The 18,263-nt window shown below is 29.3% G+C and carries 15 protein-coding genes; 14 read left to right on the forward strand and 1 reads right to left on the reverse strand.

The window, feature by feature from the left end; genetic code table 11:
* The 4 genes from TICRE_RS03445 to TICRE_RS03460 all read left to right on the forward strand — a co-directional run.
* Positions 1 to 254: integrase core domain-containing protein (locus TICRE_RS03445; RefSeq protein WP_143583044.1), on the forward strand; the 254-nt coding region annotated here is incomplete at its 5' end.
* Between the two features lie 92 nt (positions 255 to 346).
* A complete protein-coding gene (locus TICRE_RS03450) occupies positions 347 to 982 on the forward strand; it encodes an ABC transporter ATP-binding protein (RefSeq protein ID WP_075725169.1) in 636 nt (211 codons plus the stop codon).
* Positions 983 to 1,222: 240 nt separating this feature from the next.
* Positions 1,223 to 2,092: a dipicolinate synthase subunit DpsA gene (dpsA, locus tag TICRE_RS03455; RefSeq protein ID WP_075725171.1), complete on the forward strand. Its 870-nt coding sequence runs from the start codon at positions 1,223 to 1,225 to the stop codon at positions 2,090 to 2,092.
* 2 nt (positions 2,093 to 2,094) lie between these two features.
* Entirely contained in the window at positions 2,095 to 2,673 is a 579-nt protein-coding gene (locus tag TICRE_RS03460) for a dipicolinate synthase subunit B (RefSeq protein ID WP_075725173.1), read from the forward strand.
* A gap of 36 nt (positions 2,674 to 2,709) precedes the next feature.
* Here the strand turns inward: TICRE_RS03460 and TICRE_RS03465 are convergent, their stop codons facing one another.
* Complete coding sequence (locus tag TICRE_RS03465) at positions 2,710 to 3,705, reverse strand: aspartate kinase (protein ID WP_075725175.1); 996 nt, start codon at positions 3,703 to 3,705, stop codon at positions 2,710 to 2,712.
* 154 nt (positions 3,706 to 3,859) lie between these two features.
* Between TICRE_RS03465 and dapA the strand changes: the two genes are divergently transcribed.
* The 10 genes from dapA to TICRE_RS03515 all read left to right on the forward strand — a co-directional run bounded on the left by dapA (position 3,860) and on the right by TICRE_RS03515 (position 18,261).
* A complete protein-coding gene (dapA, locus tag TICRE_RS03470; RefSeq protein WP_075725177.1) occupies positions 3,860 to 4,735 on the forward strand; it encodes a 4-hydroxy-tetrahydrodipicolinate synthase in 876 nt (291 codons plus the stop codon).
* Between the two features lie 136 nt (positions 4,736 to 4,871).
* Positions 4,872 to 7,232, forward strand: a complete 2,361-nt coding sequence (locus tag TICRE_RS03475; protein ID WP_075725179.1) for a hypothetical protein — start codon at positions 4,872 to 4,874, stop codon at positions 7,230 to 7,232.
* Positions 7,232 to 8,161 (forward strand): ABC transporter ATP-binding protein, encoded by a 930-nt coding sequence (locus tag TICRE_RS03480; RefSeq protein WP_075725182.1) that lies wholly within the window; start codon positions 7,232 to 7,234, stop codon positions 8,159 to 8,161. The genes TICRE_RS03475 and TICRE_RS03480 overlap by 1 nt, the downstream gene beginning before the upstream one ends.
* Positions 8,161 to 9,009 (forward strand): ABC transporter permease, encoded by an 849-nt coding sequence (locus tag TICRE_RS03485; RefSeq protein ID WP_075725184.1) that lies wholly within the window; start codon positions 8,161 to 8,163, stop codon positions 9,007 to 9,009. The genes TICRE_RS03480 and TICRE_RS03485 overlap by 1 nt, the downstream gene beginning before the upstream one ends.
* Before the next feature lie 5 nt (positions 9,010 to 9,014).
* Positions 9,015 to 10,607: a hypothetical protein gene (locus tag TICRE_RS03490; protein WP_233120138.1), complete on the forward strand. Its 1,593-nt coding sequence runs from the start codon at positions 9,015 to 9,017 to the stop codon at positions 10,605 to 10,607.
* A gap of 32 nt (positions 10,608 to 10,639) precedes the next feature.
* Positions 10,640 to 11,623 (forward strand): AAA family ATPase, encoded by a 984-nt coding sequence (locus TICRE_RS03495; RefSeq protein WP_075725188.1) that lies wholly within the window; start codon positions 10,640 to 10,642, stop codon positions 11,621 to 11,623.
* A 30-nt stretch (positions 11,624 to 11,653) separates the two neighbouring features.
* Positions 11,654 to 12,520, forward strand: a complete 867-nt coding sequence (locus TICRE_RS03500; protein ID WP_075725190.1) for a DUF58 domain-containing protein — start codon at positions 11,654 to 11,656, stop codon at positions 12,518 to 12,520.
* Between the two features lie 4 nt (positions 12,521 to 12,524).
* Positions 12,525 to 14,318 (forward strand): vWA domain-containing protein, encoded by a 1,794-nt coding sequence (locus TICRE_RS03505; RefSeq protein WP_075725192.1) that lies wholly within the window; start codon positions 12,525 to 12,527, stop codon positions 14,316 to 14,318.
* Positions 14,308 to 17,076 (forward strand): VWA domain-containing protein, encoded by a 2,769-nt coding sequence (locus TICRE_RS03510; RefSeq protein ID WP_075725194.1) that lies wholly within the window; start codon positions 14,308 to 14,310, stop codon positions 17,074 to 17,076. The genes TICRE_RS03505 and TICRE_RS03510 overlap by 11 nt, the downstream gene beginning before the upstream one ends.
* Before the next feature lie 114 nt (positions 17,077 to 17,190).
* Positions 17,191 to 18,261: an ABC transporter ATP-binding protein gene (locus tag TICRE_RS03515; protein WP_075725196.1), complete on the forward strand. Its 1,071-nt coding sequence runs from the start codon at positions 17,191 to 17,193 to the stop codon at positions 18,259 to 18,261.
* Positions 18,262 to 18,263 lie beyond the last annotated feature (2 nt).

An 18,263-nucleotide genomic window follows, 5' to 3' on the forward strand; every position in this document is an offset into this window, starting at 1 on the left:
ATATTGATGCTACTCCTGCAGAAAGCTTTATAAGGAGTTACTCAAGGAAAGGTAACCCTTGGGATAATGCAGTAATCGAGTCTTTTCATGCACTTATTAAAAGAGAATGGCTGAATAGATTTGTAATCCAGCATCTAAGTCATGCTCATGAGTTGATATTTGAATACATTGAAACATTCTACAATACAAAGAGAATACATAGTCACTGTGACATGAAGTCACCTTATGACTATGAAGAAGAAAATATTATTTAACAGAATATGGATTTATTATGTTTAATTTGTCCTTTTTCTTGACAGAGGACCAATTATTCGAAAAGTTAATCTTAGAAAGGAGTTAATATCATATGAAGATTGAAGTAAATGATTTTACTAAGATAATTAGCAAAGCAAAGGTTTTGGAAAATATAAATATTTGTTTGGAAGGTGGAAACATCTATGGAATAATAGGTAGAAATGGGAGCGGAAAAACTATGTTTTTAAGAATGCTTTGTGGTCTAATACTACCAACATCAGGGATGGTTAAAGTAGATGGAAAAGTATTGGGTAAGGATATTTCATTTCCTGAAAATCTAGGGATTTTACTTGAAAAACCAAGTTTTCTTCCTAATCTTACTGGTTATGAAAATTTGCAGATGTTATCTGATATAAGAAATATTACTCCAAATGAGAAAATTCAATCTTTGATGAATTTATTTGAGTTAGATTGGAAATCTAAAAAAACATTTAATAAATATTCACTTGGGATGAAACAAAAACTGGGGATTATTCAAGCTATTATGGAAAATCAACAGATCATTATATTAGATGAACCCTTCAATGCTTTGGATGAAGTTTCAGTAGAAAAATTAAGAAAGATCTTAGAATCATTAAGAGATGAAGGGAAGCTAATAGTTATGACATCACACAATAAAGAAGATATTGATTTATTGTGTGATCATACTTATACTATTGTTAACGGAAAAATGGAAGCTGAAAATTAAATGGTGATGATTTATGAAAATTTCACAAGTGATAGATAAAGCATATACTAGAAATAGCTTTATAAGCAAGAAAAAATAGTTTGATTGTATAAGTATAGTTTTTATAATAAAAAGAGATACCAAGTTCTAATCAAGGCTTGGTATTTTTTTATTGTAATTTTAGGATTTTTAAATATCACAAAACCCTACAATATACATAATATGTATTAGTGTTCAAAACTTAAATAAGGGAGGGATGGTATGAAAAATAAAAGTTTCGCTATTATTGGCGGTGATAGGAGGAGTTATGAGCTTGCTAAATTACTACTAGAAAAGGGACATAGGATAAATTTATATGGTTTTAAAAAACTAAATTTAGATAATAAGATTGAGGAAGCCCAAAGCATAAAGTTAGCCTTAAAGGATGTAGATGTAGTGATTACACCGATACCCATTACCAGGGATAAGATCAATATAAACGCTCCGTATCATGAAAGTGATATACCAATAGAAGAAGTGTTTAAAAATATGAATAAAAATCAACTTTTGATAGGAGGGAGTACTTCAGTTTGTGTAGAGCTGAAAGATCACTACCATATACGAGTTTATGACATTATGGATAGAGAAGAGATGGCGGTATTAAATGCTATACCTACTGCAGAAGGAGCTCTACAGATAGCATTAGAACAGACAGATATAACTCTTCATGGATCAGATACTATGGTTCTAGGATTTGGAAGAATAGGTAAGGTCATGGCAAAGATATTAAGTGGCATGGGAAGCAATGTATATGTATTAGCTAGAAAACATAGTGATATATCTTGGATAAAAAGTTATGGATATAAGGCGATCTATATTTTTGATCTCAAAGAAAAACTACCTAATATGGATGTAATCTTTAACACAATTCCAAAAAACATTATAAATGAAGAACTGCTTAAATTAATAGATCCAAAAACTTTGATAATTGACTTAGCTTCAATGCCTGGTGGAATAGATTATAATGCAGCAGATAAGATGGATATAAAAGTTGTTCATGCTCTTGGACTACCTGGAAAAGTAGCACCAGTAAGTAGTGCAAGATTTATGTTAGATTCTATTTATAATATTATTGAAGAATTGGGGGTATAGAAATGAAACTAGAAGGAATTAAAATAGGTATAGCGATAACTGGAAGTTTTTGTTCGTTTGAAAAAGCATATAAAGGAATGGAAAGTTTGGTAAAAGAAGGAGCAGATATTTATCCAATGATGAGTGCTATAGCATATAAAACTGATACTAAATTTGGACTTTCAAAAGAATGGAATGAAAAGTTTGAAAAATTAACTGGTAAAGAAATCCTAAATACTATAGAGGGTGTTGAACCAATCGGACCAACTGGCTATTTAGACATCATAGTAGTAGCTCCGTGTACAGGGAACACCATCGCTAAGATGGCAAATGGTATAACAGATACATCTGTAACTATGGCATGTAAAGCACACCTTAGAAATGAAAAACCAGTAGTTGTTGCAATGTCTACAAATGATGGACTTGGGGCTACTGCGAAAAATTTAGCTACTCTTTTGAATAAGAAAAACGTATACTTCGTTCCATTTAAGCAAGATGATCCGGCTAAAAAGCCTAATTCATTGGCATGTGATTTTGAATTAATAAAAGATACCGTAATAATGGCTTTAGAGGGTAAACAAATTCAACCAGTAATATTATAAAAAAACTCATAAAGTAAAAGGGGCATTATGCCCCTTTTAAATTAGTTTATGAATATCAAAACACCTATATAATCTTTTAGTAAGTGGTAATATTCTATCAGAATCTACATGGATTAATAGATAATCATCATACCAATTAGCTCCTAATTTTAAATCTGTATTTAGAGAAATACAACCATTTACCTTTTCTTTTAATTCCACATCATTAGAATCTAAAAATACTGAAATACATCCAAAATCAAATTCTACATCTACTCCTATCCCTATTATCTTTTTATTTTCCTCTTGTTTATTAGAAATAATTGTACAACCATCATGTAAAAATGCTGTACGAATATGAATAGGAATGTCATATTTAGCTCCAACTGATACTGCTTTAGGATGAATTACCTTTGCACCATGAGAAGCATATTTATACATGGTGTCATAATTTATATTTTTTATATAAGGTGGGCTAGGTATTATCTTGGGGTCAATTACTGCAATGCCAGGCACATCAGTAAAGATATCTACCCTATCTGCTTTTAAAAATCCACCCAGTGTAACAGCAGTAATATCACTGCCACCACGACCTAAAGTAGTTATATCCATATCTTTAGTTGCACCTTGGAAACCTGCAACTACTACTATTTTTCCTTCTCTTAAATATTTACTTATTTTAGTGGTATTAACATCTAGTATCTTTGCGTTATTAAAATTATCATCTGTTAAAATTCCAGCTTGAAATCCTGTTAAAGCAACGGACTCCATTCCGTGAATATTTAGTAGATGAGATATAACGGAACTAGATATAACTTCACCACAAGACATTATTAAATCCTTGTTTTTAAGCTCTACGGATCCATTTGTAATGTCTAACATATTGATTAAAGTATCAGTTGCATAAGGTTCACCCAATCTACCCATAGCAGAGACTACAACTACTAAATCATGACCTTCTTCCTTGGCTTTCCTAACTTGTGATAATAAAAGACTTTGAGCATTTACATCGTTTAAAGAAGTTCCTCCAAACTTTTGTACAACTATACTCATAAGATCACCTTCCTTGTAAAAAATTAGCTATTATAGTTAAATCATATTCTAATAATTATAAAAGGGTGAAAGATTTAATTAAGTATGAACCAAAGTTTAGGATAATACATAAGTTAATATATATAAAGAAATATACTTACAAGGAGGATTTTTTATGAAAAAATGGGGAAGGCTTATAACGGCGATGGTTACACCTTTTGATGAAAATTTTAATGTGGATTATAAAAGAGCTGTAGAATTAGCGAAGAAACTTATAAATGAAGGAACTACAGCACTTGTAATAACGGGAACTACTGGCGAAGCTCCAACGCTTAGTAGAGAAGAGGCAAATAAACTATATAAGGTAATAAAAAAAGAAGTTGATGTACCAATAATTGCAGGAGTAGGCACTAATTCTACAGCTACCACTATAGAAAATGCTATAGGGGCGAAAGAATCTGGAGCAGATGGACTTTTAGTAGTAACACCTTATTACAACAAACCAGATCAAGGCTCTCTATATAGTCACTTTAAAGAAGTTGCAGAAAGTACAGATTTACCAATTATGCTATATAATGTACCTGGAAGAACAGCTTGTAATCTTCTACCTGAAACTGTAGAAAAACTATCAAAAATAAAAAATATTGTAGCTTTAAAAGAAGCAGGTGGAAATGTAGTACAGTTTTCAGAAGTAGTAAAAAGGGTAGACAAAGACTTTTTAGTATATACAGGTGATGATGTTCTAACACTACCTACTTTAGCCGTAGGTGGATATGGCGTAGTAAGTGTATCAGCTCATATCGTAGGACGCGATATGAAAGAGATGATAGAAGCATTTTTAGCAGGAGATAATGAAAAGGCTACAAAAATACATTTAAAATTACTAGGGATATATGGCACGCTATTTGCTGTAGCTAACCCAATACCAGTTAAAGCTGCACTAAATATATTGGGGGTAAATGTAGGAGAACTAAGACTTCCTCTAACAAAAGCTAAACCTGATATACTAGAAAAGATAGAGAAAGAATTAAAGATATTAGAACTTATTTAATGATAAAAATAATAATCTGGCAGATTTTGCTGGATTATTATTTTTTTGTAGTAAAATTTATTTATAATGATTGATTTAATGTGTACGGGTTGATATAATACACTTAATACAATAAAAAATTGAAATGGGGGATAAAATGAAAAAATATAGAAATATATTAAGAGCATTTGTAATTATCATTTTTATATTAAACATACTGCCAGTAATAGTACTTGCAGATACCAATGAAAATAATAAAAAGGATTTTGAAACGAAAGTTACATATGGATTTAACAAGTATTATAAAAATTACTTAGATATTCAAACTCCAGTAAAAGTAGAGATTAAAAACAATTTAAAAGATGTTGAAGGTGAAGTTCAAGTATTGTTTGAAAAGGATAGATACGACCAAAAGGTACTCTATGAAGCTTACATAGAGGAACTAGATTTAAAAAAAGGTGCTACTAAAACAATAGATATTAATGTTCTAATGAGTGGTAGAAGAGGGGCTATACTTAAAATTGTTGATAGTAAAGAAAAAGTTTTATTTGAACAAAAGATAAACTTTGAAAAAGGAGATGATATCAGAAATATATCTATAGGAGTACTAAGCGACAATTATGATAGTTTATCTTTCTTAAACTCAATAAGACTAGATAAAAACTCAAGCTCTATAGATAAAAAAACTACTTCAATGGCTGATTTAAATGGTGTATTTCCTGAAGATAAAGATTTACTAAGATCTTTAAATATGATTTTAATAAATGATTATGATACAGAGAATTTAAATGAAAAACAAATAGAAGCTCTAAAAGGATATATACAAGAGGGTGGAACTTTAGTTGTGGGTACAGGTAGTAAATATCAAAAGAACCTAAAAGGACTTGAAGATATAAACTATTTTAATCCTATTAAAACATCAAGAATAGATGGATATGGAGGGGTACTAATAGCAGAGGGCGAAGTAGATGGTGTAAAAGCTTTTTTAACAGAGAAAGAGAAATCTGTTGCCTATAATAAAAAACTCCAAAACGGTAATATCATTATATTAGGCTTTGACTTAGCTGAAGATAAGTTTTTAAATTGGGGAGAGAAAAATAATTTCATAAAGAAAATAATAGATGATTATACAAAAGTAGAAGTCGATGGAGATATTGAAAAGAGAGAATCTAACAATTTAGAGAATATGGTAAGTTATATACCAAATTCAGATGGAGTTAAAGGTAAAAGTATAGTTTTTACAATACTCATATTTTTAATAGTTGCAGGGCCTATAAACTATCTAGTATTAAAAAAACTAGATAAAAGTGAAAAAGCTTGGCTAACTATTCCCTTTATATCTCTAGTCTTTACAATAGCTATATATATGGTAGGAATTGGAACAAGATTTGACGATCCAATGTCTAATAATGCAGCTATAATTCAAATAAACAATAAAGGTGAAGTTATTGATAGTTTAGTAGCTACTGGTGTATTTGGATTTAAAGAAGGTGATTTAAATGTTTCTTTTGATGAGAATACTTCTATAAATCTAAATCCTAATAATGATGACGGTATAAATCCGATGAAATTTAATGATAAAGATACTATTGCCAAGTATAATCTAGGTAAACAAAAAAACATAGAATTTAAAAAAATAGGAAGATGGGAATCCAAAACAATTAACTCCAGTAAAGCAATAGATGATATAGATATAAAAGTTCACGATTTAAAGATAGATAATAAGGGAATAAAAGGTAAAATAAAAAATAATTCAGATTTAAATATTGAAGATGCTGTTTTAATATATGGTGGTACACATCATAAATTAGGTAATATAGATAAAAAATTTACCCAAGATATAGAGATAGATTCAAATAAACTAAAAAAATCAATCCCAAGTAGTGTAGTATATGAGATAGTAGAAAATATATATCCTTGGAGAGATGAGATGTATAATCAAAATGATATACTTAGTGAATCTGCTAAAAGAACTATGATTGAAGAAGCACTATTTCAATATATAGAACAAGATAGCGATATGTCTATGATAATAGCTTGGAATAAAGAAGCAATAATAGATGATATTGAGATAAATGGTAAAAAACCAAGTAGAGTAGATAGAAATTTAATAATAATACCACTAGATATAGAGTATAAAACAGGTCAAGAAGTTGTAATACCTGAAGGAGTCTTTAAACCAACGATAGAGGAGTTAAACTATCTTGACATGGATTCATATAGTAGAGAATTACATGGAGATGGAAATGTAGTATATTCACTTAAACCTAATGAAAATATAGCTTTAGAAAGCATGGAGATAAATATAAGTACATCTCCAGATATTAGTTCATATATCTATAGCTATGATAAAGATATATGGGAAGAAAGCGATAAGAATAAGTTAGTTATAGATAAAAACAATATTGGGATTTATTATAGAGAAGAAAAAGGTGTAAAGATAAAATTTGAAGCAAAGCCAGGTAAGGATAATATTATCTCACCGCCATTATTCTCTATAAAGGGGGTAGGCAAATAATGTTAAAAATTAAGAATTTAACAAAAGTTTATGGAACATTTAAAGCAGTAGATAATTTAACACTTGATATAGAAGAAGGCGAGATATTTGGATTTGTAGGGCCAAATGGTGCAGGAAAAACAACTACTATGAAAATGGTATCTACTCTTTTAAACTCAACAGAGGGTGAAATATATATAGATGGGCTTGATATATCCAAAAATATAAAACAGGCTAGAGAAAAAATAGGATATATGCCAGATTTCTTTGGGGTATATGACAATCTCAAGGTAGATGAATATTTAGAGTTTTATGGCAATGTGGCTGGATTATCTAGAGAACAAATAGTTGCAGTCTCAGATGATTTGCTAGAGCTTGTTGATTTGAAAGCTAAGAAGAGTTCATATGTAGACTCCCTATCGAGAGGGATGAAGCAAAGATTGTGTTTAGCAAGAAGCCTTATACACAATCCTAAGCTTCTAGTCCTAGATGAACCAGCATCTGGTATGGATCCAAGGGCTAGAGTACAGATGAAAGAGATTTTAAAAGAACTAAAAAAAATGGGCAAGACAATACTCATAAGCTCTCATATACTTCCTGAATTGGCTGAGATATGTACAACGATAGGAATAATAGAAAATGGAAAGATAGTAATAAAAGGTCCAGTAGAAGAGATAGTAAATAAAATAAGTAGTGGAAACAATACTATAAAGATAAAACTAGTAGAAAGCAATCCAAATACAATTAGACTATTAGAGGAAGACCCTTTGGTTGGAAATATATATGAAAATGGAAGAATTTTAGAAATAGAATTTAATGGAGATGAAGAAGACACTTTTAAGTTAATTAAAAAGTTAGTTAATAAGGAGATACCAATAGTATCATTTAACCATATCGAAAGAAACTTAGAAGAGATATTTATGAAGGTTACAAAGGGGGGAGAAGAGTAATGAATCCAATTCTAAAAAAAGAGTTAAAAATTAAAATGAGAAGCTGGAAAGTTGTGGCAGTTATGATGATTTATTTATTAGCACTTGGAGGATTGATACTTTTAATGTCGTCCAATATATTTATGGGTTATGGAAGTGGCTATGGCATAAGACCAGAAGAAATAAGTACTATATTTATATTTATAGTTATGGCACAATTAGGTTTAATCTTGCTTATAGCACCAGCTACTACAGCAAATAGCATATCAGGGGAAAGAGAAAGGGGAACTCTAGATTTGCTTATATGTACTAGAATGTCAAGTTTATCGTTGGTAGTAGGAAAACTTTTAGCTTCAATAGCAGAAGTAGTACTCTTGCTAATAGTATCTATTCCAGTGCTTAGTATTATATTTTTATTTGGAGGGATTTCTTTATCAAATATACTACTTATATTTATATTTTACGTGATAACTGCCATATTATTTGGTAGTATAGGTATATTTATGTCAAGCTTTTTTAAGAAGACTACTACATCTACTATAATGAGCTATTTTGTAACTGCATTGTTAGCAGGTGGAACAGTTTTTATAGTTTTAGCTATGGAAGTATTTTATTTTAGACCTAATGGAGTATCAGGGTTTTTAAACTCTTTTCCTAAAATATTATATTTAAATCCATTTGTAGTACTTTTAGGTGTGTTAGATAGTTTTATGGGTCAAGGAATGTTAACAGATATATTTGGTCTAAAAGGAAGTACAAAACTTATAGTTATAAATATGTTATTTAGTATAATTACATCAATGATATTACTATACTTATCATCTATAAAAATAAATCCTATGAAGGGTTTAAAGTCAAAAAATAAATAGTAAGGATGATAAAAATGATAGATAAAGATATATTAAAACTATTAAGTCCACTTAAAAGAAAATATTATATGACTAAGATAGTAAACTATTTTATTCATGGAATACATTGCTTTTTTATAGCTTTATTATCCATGATTGTATTATCTAAGATAGTCTCTATTCCATATATAATGAATAAATCTATAAAATTGTTCATTTTATTAATGATGCTTACAATTATATTTTCAATATATAAAAAACCTAAAGACATAGAACTTGCAAAAGTTATAGATTCATTTGGACTTAAAGAAAGAGTAGTTACATCTCTTGAAAACTCTGAAGATGATACTGTTTTTTCTTCAATACAAAAGAAGGATACAATAAAACATTTAAAAGATGATAATTTAAAGAAAAATATAAAAATAAAATATCCTAAAAAAACAATAGTCTCTACAGTAGTAATCATATTTATAACTATTATAATGATAAATATATCTACTCCTTCAGTAAATCGAGCAAAAGATATTGAAAGGGACAAACAAATTATAGAAAAAGAAAATGAAGATATAGAAAAAGTAATAAATGAAATTAAAGAAGACAAGGAGTTAACTCAAACACAGAAAAAGGAAATAGAAAATAAACTGCGAGAACTTAAAAAAACATTAGATAAAAGTAAAAAACTTGAGGATTTGGATAAAGATATTTTAAAAACTAAAAAAGAACTTGAAAAATTAAGAGAGAAACTTAAAAATGAAGAGATAGAAAGACTAACAAAAGAATTAGAAAAGATAGATTTAACAAAACAATTAAGCAAAGAAGTTTTAAACAAAAACAAAGAAAACATATCAAAAGAAATGAAAAATATAGAAGATAAACTTAAAAACATGGATAAAAAAGATTTACAAAAATCCATTGAAGATTTAGAGAAAATAGAAAAATCTATAGAAGATGAAGAGATAAAAGAAGCAATTAACTCTTTAGCTAACAGCTTAAATCAAAATATAGATAATTTACAAAATAGTAATATAGAGAGTGATTTAGCTAATCTATCAAATTCGTTGAGCGATTCATTAAGTAGCGGAAGTTGTTCTTCTAAATCAGTTTGTAATGGTATAAGTAAACTAGAGGGTATGGTTTCAACAGGACAAATGTCAGGTCAAGCAAGTCAAAATGGATCTACTCAAGTTGGTGGCAATGGTACTGGTGGTACTGGAAGTGGTTCAGGCACTGCTCAAGGTCAAGGTCAGGGTCAGGGCAGTGGAAGTGGTGCGGGTAGCGGCTCCTCAAATGAATCAGGAAATGGGGGCAGTAATGGAGGTTTAGGAGGAAATTCTTCTAAAACTCAAAATGACGGTGGAGTAAAGGACTATGAAAAAATCCACGCTCCAAAAAATCAAAGTGGCGAGGGATATGACACACAAGTAAGTGGTAGCAAAGGTGAGCAGGGTGATGTAGATAGTACTCAAGTTAAAAAGTTTGGTGATAAAGTTGGAGAAGAAGTTCCATATAATGAAGTATTAAAGAACTATAAAAAATCAGCATATGAAAAAATAAATACAGAAGATATACCTCCAAAGATGAAAGATGTTGTAAAAAAATACTTTATAGAACTAGAATAAACATACAAACTAAGTAAAGGTGTGATAGTTTCATGGATATAAATGAAAAAGATATAGAGGGTTTTAAGGAAAGTTTTTTAGAAATAAAAAATGAAATTGGTAAAGCAATAATTGGTCAAGAGGATATAATAGAACAAGTTTTAATAGCTATATTATGTGAAGGAAATGTACTACTAGAGGGTGTTCCAGGTCTTGGTAAAACTCAGCTAGTTAAAACAATAGGAAGAGTTTTAGATCTAGATTTTTCAAGAATTCAATTTACACCAGACTTGATGCCAGCAGATGTTGTTGGAACTAATATTGTAAGTCATGATGAAAATGGGAAAACAGAGTTATCATTTCAAAAGGGACCTATATTTAGCAATATAGTACTTGCAGATGAAATAAATAGAGCCACACCAAAAACTCAAAGTGCTATGCTTGAAGCTATGCAAGAGAAAACTGTAACAGTAGGAAACAACACTTATAGTTTAACCAAACCCTTTTTTGTAATGGCAACTCAAAATCCAATAGAAATGGAAGGAACATACCCTCTTCCAGAAGCGCAGATGGATAGATTTATATTTAAATTAAATTTAGAGTTTCCAAACTTAAATGAATTGACAAAGATAGTTGAAATAACTACAGGAATAGATACAGATAATTTAGAAAAAGTAACGAGTGGAGAAAAACTTATATCTATGTCAAATATAGCTAAAAATATCCCAATAGCAACATCAGTTATAAACTATGCTATGAAGCTTATATTATCAACTCATCCTGAAAATGAAAGCTCACCAGAGATAACTAAAAAATATATAAGATATGGGTCAAGTCCAAGAGGTGCACAGGCCATAGTAAAAGGTGCTAGAGTTAAAGCACTTATAGAGGGAAGATATAATGTTAGTTATGATGATATAAAATATATGGCATATCCAGTTTTAAGACATAGAGTTGTTTTAAACTTTGATGCTATTTCTGAGAATATAACTCCTGATGATTATATAAAAGAGGTCATAGATAATTTAGAATTATAAAAGATGAAACAATAAAAAAGGACTGATACTATGAGTCAAAATCTAATAGATAGTAAATTAATAAAAAAACTAGAAAGACTAAGCTTAAATTCAAATTTAGTATTGGATAAAGGCTTTATGGGTGGAAGAAAGTCAAAGAGTAAAGGCTCTTCAGTAGAATTTTCTGATTTTAGGGAGTATACAGAAGGCGATGACTTTAGGAAAATTGACTGGAATGCCTATGCTAGATTTGAAAAACTTTTTATAAAACTATTTACCGAAGAAAGGGAAGCTAGTGTAAATATATTTATAGATACAACAAAATCTATGGACTATGGCAATCCTAAAAAGTCATTTATAGCTAGCCAGATTGCTGCTGTAATAGGCTATGTAAGTATATTAAACATGGATAGAGTTTCTATATATACCACAAAAGAAAGTAGATTAGATTATATAGAAAATATAAATGGGAAAAACTTATTTAGAAAACTAGTAAACTATATAGAAACTCTATCATTTAAAGAAACAAAAGATATGTTTGAGCTTATAAACAAAAGACCTTTTAAAAAAGGCATATCAGTTATAATCTCGGATATGTTTACAGATAATTTTGAAACCGCAATAAAATATCTTTCCTATATGAATCAAAATATTATAGTAATCCATACCCTAAGCAAAGAAGAGTTAAAACCTAAATATGTTGGTGATATAAGGTTTATAGATAGTGAAACTAAAGAAGGTAAGGACGTAACCATTACCCTAGAAACATTGGTAGCATATGAAAAAACATTAGATAGCTTTTTATCTAATATAAAAGAAACTTGTACAAAATATGGATGTTTCTATAGTCTTATAGAAAATGATGATATAGAAGAAATTATATTTAATAATTTAATAAATACTGGGATATTGAGGTGATCTAATGAGTTTTTATTCTCCACTATACCTAATATTGATATTAGGATTAATACCTTTAATACTCATGTATTTACTAAAAAAAGAACATGAGGATATAGTATTATCTAGTAACTATCTATGGGATAAAATGCTAAGAGATATGGAAGCTAATAAACCTTGGCAAAAGTTAAGAAATAATCTACTACTCATTTTGCAGATAATTTTATTTACATTGATAGTGCTAGCATTAGCAAGACCACAGATATTTAAAGGCAGTATAAATAGCGATAATTTGATAATAGTCTTAGATAAATCAGCTAGTATGAAAAATAAAGATATAAATGGAATTACTAGATTTGAGAAAGCTAAAGAAGAGATAGAAGATTTAATAAAAAGTACTAAAGCCAACACCAAAACAACACTTATCTCTATGGACAATAAACCTAATATATTGATAAGTAACTCTAGAGACAAAAGTGTTTTAAAGAAAAAATTAAACGAGATAGTTGTAAATGACAGTAGCGACAATATAAAAGATACATTGTCTATTGTAAAAGCTTTGATCAAAGATACTGATAATTACGATCTAGTATTTTTTACAGATAAAGAAATAGATACTGATATAGATAATTTAAAAGTAAATAAAATAAATGAAAAAGAAACCAATATAAGCTTAGATAATATGTCTTACTCTAAAAACGATAAAAATATAACTGCATTGACTACAGTTACTAATCATTCTAATAGAGAACAAAGTTTTGATATATCTATTTATGGTGACGATCAAATATTAGATGTTCAAGAAGTAAAATTAAAAGCTAAGGAGAGTAGGGATATATATTTTGATAATGTAAATAAAAATACAAATGTATTAAAAGCAGAAATAGATATAGAAGACTCTTTAGATGTTGATAATAGTAGATACTTAGTTATAAATAGTGATCCTATAAAGAAGGTATTGATAGTATCTGAAAAAGGAAATATATTTTTAGAAAAAGCTATAGGAATTAATGAAAATATAGAAGTATATAAATCAAATGAAAAGCTGCCAAATGATTTAAAAGGATACGATGTATATATTTTTGACGGTAAAGTTCCAAAAGACATTCCTAAAGATGGAAATATAGTGATGTTTAATCCAAATAATAATAATTTATTTAATGTTTCAAATGGTGATAAAAACGGAGAAATAAAACTAATAAACGATGAATTGTTTAAATATGTAAATTTAGACTTTTACATAGATAAAACAAATGTTATAGAAAAAACAAACTGGCTAAGACCTATATTAACCTTAAATGATAAACCAGTTATAGCAAAAGGGATAAGAGATAATCAAAAAATGGTAGTAGTGGGATTTGATATTCGAAATACTGACTTGCCACTTAAAATTGATTTTCCCATCTTTATTCAAAATATATTAGACTATACTTTAAATATTAATACACAAGAAAAGGTAGAAGTATTAGCAGGAGAAAATATAGATATAAATATACTTCCTAAATCAAAACAAGTAAATATCATAAATCCAAAAGGAGAAAAACAAAAGATAACAAGTCCATCATATTCAAATACATCCTATAAAGGAGTATATACTATAGAACAAGTGACAGATGATGAGACTTTAAAGAGTTACTTTGTATCAAATATAGATACCTCAAAAGAATCAATAGATATAAAAGAAACACATGAAGGAAATCTTGTAAAAAATGACAATCAATATAAGGTTAGAACAGGTAAGGACATTAGAAATCTTATTTTAATACTAGCCTTAATAGTTATAAGTTTGGAGTGGGTGGTGTATAATCGTGGCTATTGATTTTATTAATAAAAGTTTATTGATATTATTACCTATTGCTCTATTTATAGTGTTTTATTTTAAAGATGGCTTAAATAGACTAAATGATAGAAGAAAAAAAGCAGTATTGATCTTGAGAGTTTTAATAGTTACATTTATAGTTCTATCTATAGCAGGTATTAGCATTAAAAAATATACGAAAGAAATATCTACAATATTTCTAGTTGATTTATCAGAAAGTGCTAGGGATAGTAGAGAAAAATTTAAAGAGTTTATAGAAAACTCATCTGAGAAAAAATCTGACAACGACAAAATAGGTATAGTGACATTTGGTCAAGAAACGGAAGTTGAAGCTTCACTTAAAGATGAGATAAAAAATGGAGAATTTCAAACAAAGATAAACGGAAGATTTACAGATATAGAAAATGCACTAAAAGTTTCTAGAGGATTATTACCAGATGATAGTATGAAAAGAATAGTTTTAATGACTGATGGATATGAAAACTTAGGAGATAGTCTATTAGAATCAGAACTTATAAAGAGTAACAATATAGATTTTAAAGTATTAAACTTAGAACAAGAGCAAAAAGAAGAAGTTCAAATAGACAAAATAGATATACCAAAAAGGCTCTATGAAAATCAAAGTTTTGATGTTGCAATTAGTATCTCCAGTAATGTAAAGACTAATGGAGTAATCACACTATATTCAGATGGTAAAGTCGTAGGAGAAAGAAATGTAAATGTAGAAAAAGGTGTAAATAGATTTATATTTAAAGACACAGCTCTAAACGGAGGGTTTAGAACTTATAAAGCCATCGTAGATACTAAAAATGACACTATAACACAAAATAATGAGTATTCAACTTTTGGACAAGTCGAAGGTAGTGCCAATGTATTATTAATAGATGGAGAAGAAAATGGCGGAAGAGAACTTGAAAAGATACTTAAAGCTTCGAACATAGGCGTAGATTATATAAAAGATAAAGAAGTGCCAAGAAACATATCCACTATTTCAAAATACAAATCTATAATAATGAGTGATGTATCTTTAGAAAATATAAATAATGAGTTTGTAAACTCATTAAGCAAATATGTAAAAGATTATGGTGGTGGACTAGTAGTAACAGGTGGAGAAAATAGTTATGCACTTGGAGGATATTATCAAACTCCTTTAGAAGAAATGTTGCCAGTTGATATGGAAATGAAGGTAAAGGGAGAAGTTCCAAGTCTTGGTCTAGTCCTTGTAATAGATAAATCTGGAAGTATGGAAGGCGGCCAAGGTGGATCAAGTAAGATTGAAGTAGCAAAAGATGCTGCTATAAAGGCAGTTAATTCCTTAAAATCTAAAGATAAAATAGGTGTAGTAGCTTTTGATGGAAATGCACAATGGGTAGTAGAACTGGAGGAAAATCAAAAGAAAGAAGACATAATAGCTGATATAGGGTCTATAAGGGCAGCAGGTGGAACTAGTATATTACCAGCTCTTAATCAGGCATATCAAGGGTTAAAAGATACAAATACAAAATTAAAACATATTATACTTTTAACAGATGGGCAAGCAGAAAGATATGGATATGACACTCTAATAGAAAAGATGAAAGAAGAAAATATAACTATATCTACAGTAGCAGTTGGAAGTGACTCAGACACTAGGCTACTTGAAAATATAGCCGATGATGGAAAAGGCAGATACTATTTTGTAGATGAATATGATTCTATACCAAAGATATTTACTAAAGAAACTTTTTTAGCGTCAAAATCATATATAAATAATGAAACTTTTACTCCAGTGGTAGGTTCATATAATGATATAATAAATCCATTTTCAGAAGGAATTCCCAGTGTGGATGGATATATAGGTGCAACAAACAAAGAAAGAGCAGAGAAAATACTCATAACTGATAAAGGAGACCCTCTACTATCCACATGGCAGTATGGACTTGGCAGAACTGTAGCTTGGACATCGGATGTCAATGGAAAATGGACATCTAGCTATTTACAAACTCCAGAAGGAATAGAATTTTTTAAAAACATAGTACAGTGGACATTTCCTAGAATATATGAAGAGGATATAATAGTAGAAACTAATTCTATGGGAAATAGAGAAGAGATAATAGTAAAAAACAATGGCAATCTTAACAAAGAACTTAAAACTAAGGCAAATATAATCACTCCTGATTTAGAAACTATAAATTTGGATTTGAAAACCACTAAACCAGGAGAATTTAAGGAAAGTTTTAAAGCGGATAAAAATGGAGTTTATCTCCTAAAAATCAATCAATATAAAGAAGATAAACTCATCAATTCAACTAATTATGCAACAAGTATAAACTATTCCAATGAATACAATATAAATAACAATCAAAATAAATTAAATACATTGGTAGACGAGTCAAATGGAATGTTTATAAATAGTCCAGATGAAGTTTTTAAAGGTGATATAGAAAAGGTTTATGGAACAAGAGATCTATCACAGATACTACTATTTTTATCACTAATACTTATACTTCTAGATATAGCACTAAGAAGACTTAATATAAGGTTTAAAAAAATGGAGATATTAGAAGAAAATATAATAAAATATTCCAAGAATATTAAGCTTAAAAAACATAAAGATAAACTTAAAGTTAAAACGGAAACTAAAAACAAAAAAAGTAAAGACCCTATAAACATTTCAAAAAAAGATGATGAAACTGGAGATAGTAAAGATAATCCAGAAAAACCGCAAAACAATTTAGATACATCAAGACTTTTAAAAGCAAAGGACAAGAAGAAGTAGGGTGGCTATAGCACAAAAAGCATTGCTAAGCTTATATTGTTATGTTATTATTATATTGGTATGTACAACTATACTGCATTACAAAAGTTTAACATTAAATTTGAGAGGTGAAAGATGTCTGATTCTATTGTGACTTTAATTGATGTTGAGAAAAGTTTTGGGAAAAACAAGGTTGTAAAAAAAATGAATATTGAAATAAAAGAAGGAGAATTTTTGACTCTTCTCGGTCCTTCAGGGTGTGGGAAAACTACTACTCTTAGAATGATTGCAGGATTTGAAGAAGCTTCTTCTGGAATTATTATGGTTCAGGGAGAAAGTATTGAAGATAAGGAACCTTTTGAAAGAGAGGTTAATACAGTCTTTCAGAATTATGCTCTTTTTCCACATATGAGTGTATTTGATAATATAGGGTATGCACTTAAAATTAGGAAAAAGCCAAAAAATGAAATTACTAAAAGGGTTAATGAAATGTTAGATCTTATCCAGCTAAAAGGATATGAAAACAGGAAGCCGGATGCTCTCTCTGGAGGTCAAAAGCAAAGAGTTGCAATTGCAAGAGCACTTATAAATAATCCGAAAGTTTTGCTTCTTGATGAGCCCTTAGGTGCTTTGGATCTTAAGCTTAGAAAGCAGATGCAGGTAGAGCTTAAAAGATTGCAGAAGAAGCTTGGAATTACATTTATTTATGTAACTCACGACCAAGAAGAAGCTCTTACAATGAGTGATAGAATAGCAATAATGAATGAAGGGGTAATAGAACAACTTGCAACTCCTAGTGAGATTTATGACAGACCAATTACTAAATTCGTGGCAGGTTTTATTGGGGAGTCTAATATTTTTGATGGTAAGGTTATTGAAGTGCATGATGAAATTTTAGTTATTGAAAATTCAGCAGGTACAATAATGGCAAAGGGAAGTGGATTCAAGGTTGGTGAAATTGTCCATGTTTCAATAAGACCAGAGTATGTAAAAGTGAGTATTGATCCTGTAGAAGGGTTTAATCTTAAGGGTACTGTTAGGGATTTTTTATACATGGGAACTGTTGTTAATACGGTTATTGATTTGAAAGATAATACTGAAATAAAATATTCTCGATTTGAGAAAGATGATGATTTTAAAGAGAGAGATTCTGTAAATATATACTGGAATCCTGAAAAAGCAGTAGTTATTAAGTATAAGAAATAGTG

It is taken from the genome of Tissierella creatinophila DSM 6911, assembly GCF_001940565.1.
GTDB classification, from domain to species: Bacteria; Bacillota; Clostridia; order Tissierellales; family Tissierellaceae; genus Tissierella_A; species Tissierella_A creatinophila.

Coding starts and splice junctions, on each gene's coding strand:
- dpsA (WP_075725171.1), top strand. CDS start 1,223: ATGAAAAATAAAAGTTTCGCTATTATTGGCGGTGATAGGAGGAGTTAT.
- TICRE_RS03500 (WP_075725190.1), top strand. CDS start 11,654: ATGAGTCAAAATCTAATAGATAGTAAATTAATAAAAAAACTAGAAAGA.
- TICRE_RS03495 (WP_075725188.1), top strand. CDS start 10,640: ATGGATATAAATGAAAAAGATATAGAGGGTTTTAAGGAAAGTTTTTTA.
- TICRE_RS03490 (WP_233120138.1), top strand. CDS start 9,015: ATGATAAAAATGATAGATAAAGATATATTAAAACTATTAAGTCCACTT.
- TICRE_RS03450 (WP_075725169.1), top strand. CDS start 347: ATGAAGATTGAAGTAAATGATTTTACTAAGATAATTAGCAAAGCAAAG.
- dapA (WP_075725177.1), top strand. CDS start 3,860: ATGAAAAAATGGGGAAGGCTTATAACGGCGATGGTTACACCTTTTGAT.
- TICRE_RS03485 (WP_075725184.1), top strand. CDS start 8,161: ATGAATCCAATTCTAAAAAAAGAGTTAAAAATTAAAATGAGAAGCTGG.
- TICRE_RS03505 (WP_075725192.1), top strand. CDS start 12,525: ATGAGTTTTTATTCTCCACTATACCTAATATTGATATTAGGATTAATA.
- TICRE_RS03515 (WP_075725196.1), top strand. CDS start 17,191: ATGTCTGATTCTATTGTGACTTTAATTGATGTTGAGAAAAGTTTTGGG.
- TICRE_RS03480 (WP_075725182.1), top strand. CDS start 7,232: ATGTTAAAAATTAAGAATTTAACAAAAGTTTATGGAACATTTAAAGCA.
- TICRE_RS03475 (WP_075725179.1), top strand. CDS start 4,872: ATGAAAAAATATAGAAATATATTAAGAGCATTTGTAATTATCATTTTT.
- TICRE_RS03465 (WP_075725175.1), bottom strand. CDS start 3,705: ATGAGTATAGTTGTACAAAAGTTTGGAGGAACTTCTTTAAACGATGTA.
- TICRE_RS03460 (WP_075725173.1), top strand. CDS start 2,095: ATGAAACTAGAAGGAATTAAAATAGGTATAGCGATAACTGGAAGTTTT.